We start from the raw sequence: 6,145 nt of genomic DNA, 5'->3' as shown, positions 1-6,145 counted from the left end.
TAGTGTGCGATGTGCTAGGCATGATCACGGCGGGCTGAGGTAGCGGTCGAGTGCGCCTACGCGGAGATGCAGCTGCACCGCGTAGTGACGTCCTGCCGATCGCATGTAGGATTGAGCGGGAGCGGAGGAGCAGGCGAGGCTGAAGCCTCCGCCGCGACCCGTATCTTCTCGGCGCTCGAGTCGGCTCGGTGCAGCCGCGCAGTACGCCGCCGCCACGTGTGCCCGACAGACGCCCCGCCACCCGCGCGGACCGCCTTACCCCCGCGCGCGGAGGAGTCAGTGCCCCGGCACCCCCTCCGCACCCTCGACCTGCTTCGGCGTCCGCACGAACGCCGCGAGCACGATCACCGCGATCGACAGGCACGCGGCGACGAAGAAGGCGGTGTGGATGCCGGAGGCCGTGGCATCCACGACACCCGCTCCCCCGCTCGCCGCCGACGCGGCGCCCACCGTCATCAGCGTCACGAACACCGCCGTGCCCGCGGCTCCCGCGAGCTGCTGCACGGTGGAGACGATCGCGGAGCCGTGCGGGTAGAGCTCGCGCGGGAGCGAGCCGAGCGCCGAGGTCATGAGCGGGGTGAACATGAAGGCCAGGCCCAGGCTCAGCAGGCAGTGCACGGCGATGACGAAACCGACCGGCGTCGACGCGGAGAGGGTCGCGAATCCCCACAGCGCGACGCTCGCCACGACCGCGCCGGGGAGGACGAGCGGGCGTGCGCCGAAGCGGTCGAAGAGGTTCCCGACGAGCGGGGCCATGAGCCCCATCAGCAGTCCGCCGGGAAGCAGCATGAGGCCCGTGGGGAGCGTGCCGAGACCGAGGACGTTCTGCAGGTACAGCGGCAGCAGGATGAGCACGCCGAACAGGGTCGTCATCGCCACGACGACGAGGATCACCGCGACGGTGAACGACGAGTGCCGGAAGACGCCGAGGTTCAGCAGCACCCGATCGGTCGATCCGAGGCGCAGCTGGCGGACGACGAAGGCCGCCAGAGCGATCGCGCCCAGGGCCAGCGGCATCCAGATCGGGACGATCTCGTGCCCGCCCGCCGCTTCGCCGATGCTCGACAGGCCGAAGATGAGCCCGCCGAAGGCCAGCGCCGAGAGCACCACGGAGATCACGTCGAGGGTCACGCGTCGCGTGTCGGTCAGATTGCGCACCCACCGGGCACCGAGCGCGATCGCGATCAGGGCGATCGGGATCATGACGATGAACATCGCCCGCCAGGGGAACACCGAGAGGATGAGGCCCGACACGGTGGGACCCACGGCCGGGGCCACCGAGATGACGATCGAGATGAGTCCCATCATGCGGCCACGGCGGTGCGCCGGCACGACGTTGAGCACCGTGGTGAACAACAGCGGGATCATGATCGCGGTACCCGAGGCCTGCACGATGCGACCGACGAGGAGCACGCCGAACCCGGGCGCGGTCGCCGCGATCACCGTGCCGAGGGTGAACAAGCCCATCGCGGTGAAGAACAGGGTCCGCAGCGGGAAGCGCTGGATGAGGAACCCCGTCGTGGGGATGACCACCGCCATCGTGAGCAGGAACGCGGTCGTCAGCCACTGCGCCGAGGCGGCGGTGATCTCGAGCTCACGCATCAGTTCGGGCAGCGCGACGCCCATGATCGTCTCGTTGAGGATGACGACGAAGGCGGCGACGACGAGAAGGGCGATGACGGCGCCCGGGCGGACGGTCTTGCCGGGCGGGGCGGCGGTGGGAACGGTTCCGGTGGAGACCATGGTCGACCAATCTAAGCAGTAAGGGGCAAGTTGGCAGTTACTGCCAATAAGACATGGACTACTATATCGGACATGAGCACCCCGGCAGCCCCCGTCGAGGGCCTGCGCGACCGCCGACGTCGCGAGACCGCGGTGGAGATCTGCGCCGCCGCCCTCGATCTGTTCGAGGAGAAGGGCGTTGCCGGCACCACCGTCGACGAGATCGCCGCGCGTGCCGGCGTCTCTCCGCGCACGTTCTTCCGCCTGGCCGGCACGAAAGAGGACGCCGTCTTCGTCGATGACGGGCGCTTCGCCGACGCCCTCGCCGGAATCGCCGAGGTCGGCGACGACATCGCGGCGCTGCTGACCGCGCTGCGTCAGGTGTTCGCACGCGAACTGGAGCTCCTGGATGCCGATGCCCGGGCGCGCGAGCGCTTCCTGCGCGTGCGCCGGCTCATCGCGCACGAGCCCGCGCTGCTCGGCGCCGCCGTCCGTCGCGAGGTCACGTCGGCCGACCGATTCGTGCCCGAGATCGCGGAGCGGATCGGCCTCGCCGAACTCGACGTCCGCACCGCCCTCGGCGTCGCCGGCCTCGAGATGCGGACGACCCTCGATGAGTGGGCTCTCCGCTACGACGCCGGAACGACCGCCACCCTCGAGGATCTGCACCGCGAGGTGCAGACACGGCTCAGCCGCGCCGTCACGTCTCGCGCGTGATCGTCACCTTCACCTTGAGCTGGCTCTTGCCGGGACCCGCGTAGACGCCGCGGAGCGGCGGCACGTCGTTGTAATCCCGGCCCCGACCGACGAGCACGTGGCGATCGCCGATCTCGATGTTGTTGGTCGGGTCGAAGCCCTGCCAATCCCCGGCGAACCACTCGACCCAGGCGTGCGACTCCCCCGTCACGGCCTCGCCGACCTCGGCGGACGGCTTGGGGTGCAGGTATCCCGAGATGTAACGGGCCGGGATGCCGACTTCGCGCAGGGCCCCGATCGCGATGTGGGCGATGTCCTGGCAGACGCCCTTGCGCGCCTCCCACGCGTCGACGGCTGTCGAGTGCACGCCCGTGACGCCCTGCATGTACTCGATCGCGTCGCCGATCGCCTCGGCGATGGCGTGAGCGGCCGGACCCGGTCGGTCGTGCTGCGCGGCGATGGAGCGCGCCAGCTCCACGACCTCGGGGTGCGGGGTCGTCCGGCGCGTTTGCGTCAGCTGTTCGACCGTCGAGATCGACCCGGCGGCCTCGACCGCGAGCTGTTCCCAGGTGATGTCGGCGTGCTCGATGGGCCGCGGGCGCACCTCGACGAGCGAGCGCGCCGTGATCGTGAGAGCCGCGTGCGGCGACAGGACGTCGAAGGCCGCGACGCGCGTCCCGAAGTAGTCGACGTACTGGTTGACCGACGTCGAGGGTTCGATGTCGAGCGACGAGCTCAGCACGAACTGGCTGTCGGTCGAGTGCGGCAGCATCCGCGCCTCGTTGTACGACGCCGAGACATCGCCCGGGTAGGCGAAGCCGGTCTGGTGCTCGATACGCAGACGTTTCATCGCCGGCCTCCCGAAACGACCGCGAACGCCGCGGACATGGCATCCATCATGAGATCTCCCCGATCCAGCTGGGTTCGGCCTGCGTGGGGAAGAACCGCGAGCGGATCGCCTCCGAGGCCTCGCGCGTCACCGTCTGCACGCGTTGCATGTGCTCGGGCAGATCGGTGAGCACGTCGCTGACCGGCCGATACTCGAGGTCGTTGCGGATCTGACCGAGCGCGCGCAGCACCGTGTTCGAGTGGCCGACACGGTCGGCACGGGGGTCGATCGCGCTCATGCAGTCTTCCGCGCGCTGGATCGAGTAGATGATCGAGCGCGGGAACAGGCGGTCGAGCAGGAGGAACTCGGCCGCGTTGCGGGCGCTCGGCATCCCCCGGTAGGTCCGCAGGTACGCCTCGTACGCGCCGCACGAGCGGAGGATCGTCGTCCACGAGGGGCCCGAGACCTCGGTGAGCGACCGGGTCGCGAGAAGTCGCGCGGTCATGTCGGTGCGCTCGATGCTGCGCCCGAGCGTGAAGAACTGCCACGCCTCGTCGCGGTTCGTCGAGGAATCGACGATGCCGATCGCCAGGGCGGCGCGCTCGCGCACCCACTGGAAGAACTCGTGCACCTTGTCGGTCTGCAGGCGCCGCGGCATCCGCGAGTTCGTGGTGTTGAGGATCTCCCACAGTTCGGTGGAGACGATCTCTCGCGCGCGGCGGGCGTTCTCGCGTGCCGCGGTGATCGAGTACGCGATGCTCGACGGGTTCATCCGATCTACCGCGAGCCGGGCCAGCACATCGTCGCGGCGGACCGTGTCGACGTTCTCGGGCCACGCCGAGCCCATGACGCTCAGCAGCGACCGGCAGGCGGTGTCCTCGTCGATCCACGGGTCCTCGAGCAGCAGCTGCAGGTGCACGTCGAGGATGCGCGCGGTACCGTCGCTGCGCTCGATGTACCGCCCGATCCAGAACAGGCTCTCGGCGATCCGGCTCAGCATGATCCCTGCTCCCGTCCCTCGCCTGCGGGCGCGACCGAGGCCCCTGAGCCCGCCGAGGACCCTGAGCTCGTCGAAGGGTCCGGACCCCGTCGCTCGGTCTGTTGCTGCTGCTGCTCGGCCTGCGGGCCGTGCTGCACGCTGGCATCCTGCTGCTGCTGTTCCTGCTGTTCCCGGCCGCCCGCGCGCGGGTCGCGGGGAGCGGTGGCGGGCGCCGGCTGGCCGTCGTAGATGATCGGGATCGCCTCGGTGACCGCCGCCTGGTCGGCCACGAGACCCGAGACGCCGTTGCCCTGGCCGTACTCGACGTGCGAGGGGGCCGAGCCACCGACGACCCAGGTGTCCTTCGATCCGCCGCCCTGGCTGGAGTTGACCACGAGCTGCCCCTCGGGCAGAGCCACCCGGGTGAGCCCACCGGGCAGCACCCAGATGTCGTCGCCGTCGTTCACGGCGAAGGGGCGCAGATCGGCGTGGCGCGGGCGCATCCCGTCTTCCACGAGAGTCGGGATGGTCGAGAGCATGACGACCGGCTGCGCGATCCAGCCGCGGGGGTCGGCGAGCAGGCGCTTGCGGAGCGCGTCGAGCTCGGCGGGAGAGGCATCAGGACCCACGACGAGACCCTTTCCGCCGGAGCCGTCGACGGGCTTGACCACGAGCTCGGGCAGGCGGTCGAGCACCTCCTCGAGCGCGCCCGGATCCTCGAGACGCCACGTGTCGACGTTCTTCAGGATCGGCTCCTCGGCGAGGTAGTAGCGGATGAGATCCGGCACGTACGTGTAGAGCAGCTTGTCGTCGGCGACGCCGTTTCCCACCGCGTTGGCGATCGTGACGTTGCCCAGGCGCGCGGCGAGCATGAGTCCGGGCGCTCCGAGCATCGAGTCGGCGCGGAACTGCAGCGGGTCGAGGAAGTCGTCGTCGACGCGGCGATAGATGACGTCGACGCGCTGCGGACCGCGGGTCGTGCGCATGAACACCTTGCCGCCGATGCACAGCAGGTCGCGGCCCTCGACCAGCTCGACGCCCATGAGGCGCGCGAGCAGCGTGTGCTCGAAGTACGCGGAGTTGTAGACACCCGGCGTGAGCACGACGATGTTCGGGTCGTCGATCCCGGGCGGGGCGGAGGCACGGAGGGCCGCGAGCAGCTTGTTCGGGTAGTCGCCGACGGGCCGGACACGCATCGAGACGAAGAGCTCGGGCAGCGTCTGCGCCATGACCCGGCGGTTCGAGATGACGTACGAGACGCCCGAGGGCACCCGCACGTTGTCTTCGAGCACGCGCATCTCGCCGTGCTCGTCGCGGATGAGATCGATGCCCGACACCTGGATGCGCACGCCGTTGGCGCTGCGGATGCCGGCGGCCTGACGATAGAAGTACTGCGACGACGAGATGAGACCCGCGGGCAGGATGCCGTCGCGCACGCAGTGCTGGTTGCCGTAGGCGTCGTCGAGGAACGCCTCGAGCGCCTTGACGCGCTGCTTGACGCCGGCCTCGATGCGCGACCACTCGTCGTACGCGATGACGCGGGGGACCGCATCGAGCGGGAAGGGTCGCTCCTCGCCCGCGAAGTCGAACGTGACGCCCTGCGCCAGGTACGAGCTGGCGAGCGACTCGGTGCGGCCGCGCAGCTCCTCCTGGGTCATCTGCGCGAGCGTCTGGTACAGCTCCCGGTACGCCTCGCGAGAGGGGGCGGCATCCCCGGCCGAAGCCGGCAGGCCGAACATCTCGTCGTACGCCGGGATGCCGGAAGCGGTCTTGCGCGGCGCCAGCGTGGAGCCGTAACCGTCGAACAGGTCACCCATGCGACGACTCTACTCAGGGCCGTGTTGCCGGTAGGTTTCCCCGCGGTCGTCTGACGCGATGGCACAGCGGATGGATAGAGTGACGCCTACGTCTGCCGCCAC

General features: G+C 69.7%; 5 protein-coding genes. 1 reads left to right on the top strand and 4 read right to left on the bottom strand.

From position 1 onward, the window contains the following. Positions 1–276: 276 nt before the first annotated feature. Complete coding sequence (locus NS220_RS15010) at positions 277–1,743, bottom strand: MDR family MFS transporter (protein WP_058624830.1); 1,467 nt, start codon at positions 1,741–1,743, stop codon at positions 277–279. Between the two features lie 72 nt (positions 1,744–1,815). Here NS220_RS15010 and NS220_RS15005 point away from each other — a divergent pair, with 72 nt between their 5' ends. Beyond that, the gene (locus tag NS220_RS15005) at positions 1,816–2,439 is read left to right on the top strand and encodes a TetR/AcrR family transcriptional regulator (protein WP_058624829.1); all 624 of its coding nucleotides are present in this window, start codon (positions 1,816–1,818) and stop codon (positions 2,437–2,439) included. On the opposite strand, the gene NS220_RS15000 is transcribed toward NS220_RS15005, so the two are convergent. From NS220_RS15000 to NS220_RS14990, 3 genes are read right to left on the bottom strand one after another with little or no spacing between them, the layout of a single operon-like run. Further along, a complete protein-coding gene (locus NS220_RS15000; RefSeq protein WP_058624828.1) occupies positions 2,423–3,268 on the bottom strand; it encodes a transglutaminase family protein in 846 nt (281 codons plus the stop codon). The genes NS220_RS15005 and NS220_RS15000 overlap by 17 nt on opposite strands. Positions 3,269–3,314: 46 nt before the next feature. Next, complete coding sequence (locus NS220_RS14995; RefSeq protein ID WP_058624827.1) at positions 3,315–4,247, bottom strand: alpha-E domain-containing protein; 933 nt, start codon at positions 4,245–4,247, stop codon at positions 3,315–3,317. After that, a complete protein-coding gene (locus NS220_RS14990) occupies positions 4,241–6,043 on the bottom strand; it encodes a circularly permuted type 2 ATP-grasp protein (protein ID WP_058624826.1) in 1,803 nt (600 codons plus the stop codon). The genes NS220_RS14995 and NS220_RS14990 overlap by 7 nt, the downstream gene beginning before the upstream one ends. Positions 6,044–6,145 lie beyond the last annotated feature (102 nt).

Origin of the sequence: Microbacterium testaceum, assembly GCF_001476655.1 — a bacterium.
Lineage (GTDB): Bacteria > Actinomycetota > Actinomycetes > Actinomycetales > Microbacteriaceae > Microbacterium > Microbacterium testaceum_C.
Note: the sequence above shows the minus strand (reverse complement) of the source record. Positions and strands in the feature narration are given on the sequence as shown.

Bases quoted from the DNA above. Each gene is read 5' to 3' on its own strand.
- NS220_RS15005 (WP_058624829.1), top strand. From the start codon at position 1,816: ATGAGCACCCCGGCAGCCCCCGTCGAGGGCCTGCGCGACCGCCGACGT.
- NS220_RS14990 (WP_058624826.1), bottom strand. From the start codon at position 6,043: ATGGGTGACCTGTTCGACGGTTACGGCTCCACGCTGGCGCCGCGCAAG.
- NS220_RS14995 (WP_058624827.1), bottom strand. From the start codon at position 4,247: ATGCTGAGCCGGATCGCCGAGAGCCTGTTCTGGATCGGGCGGTACATC.
- NS220_RS15000 (WP_058624828.1), bottom strand. From the start codon at position 3,268: ATGAAACGTCTGCGTATCGAGCACCAGACCGGCTTCGCCTACCCGGGC.
- NS220_RS15010 (WP_058624830.1), bottom strand. From the start codon at position 1,743: ATGGTCTCCACCGGAACCGTTCCCACCGCCGCCCCGCCCGGCAAGACC.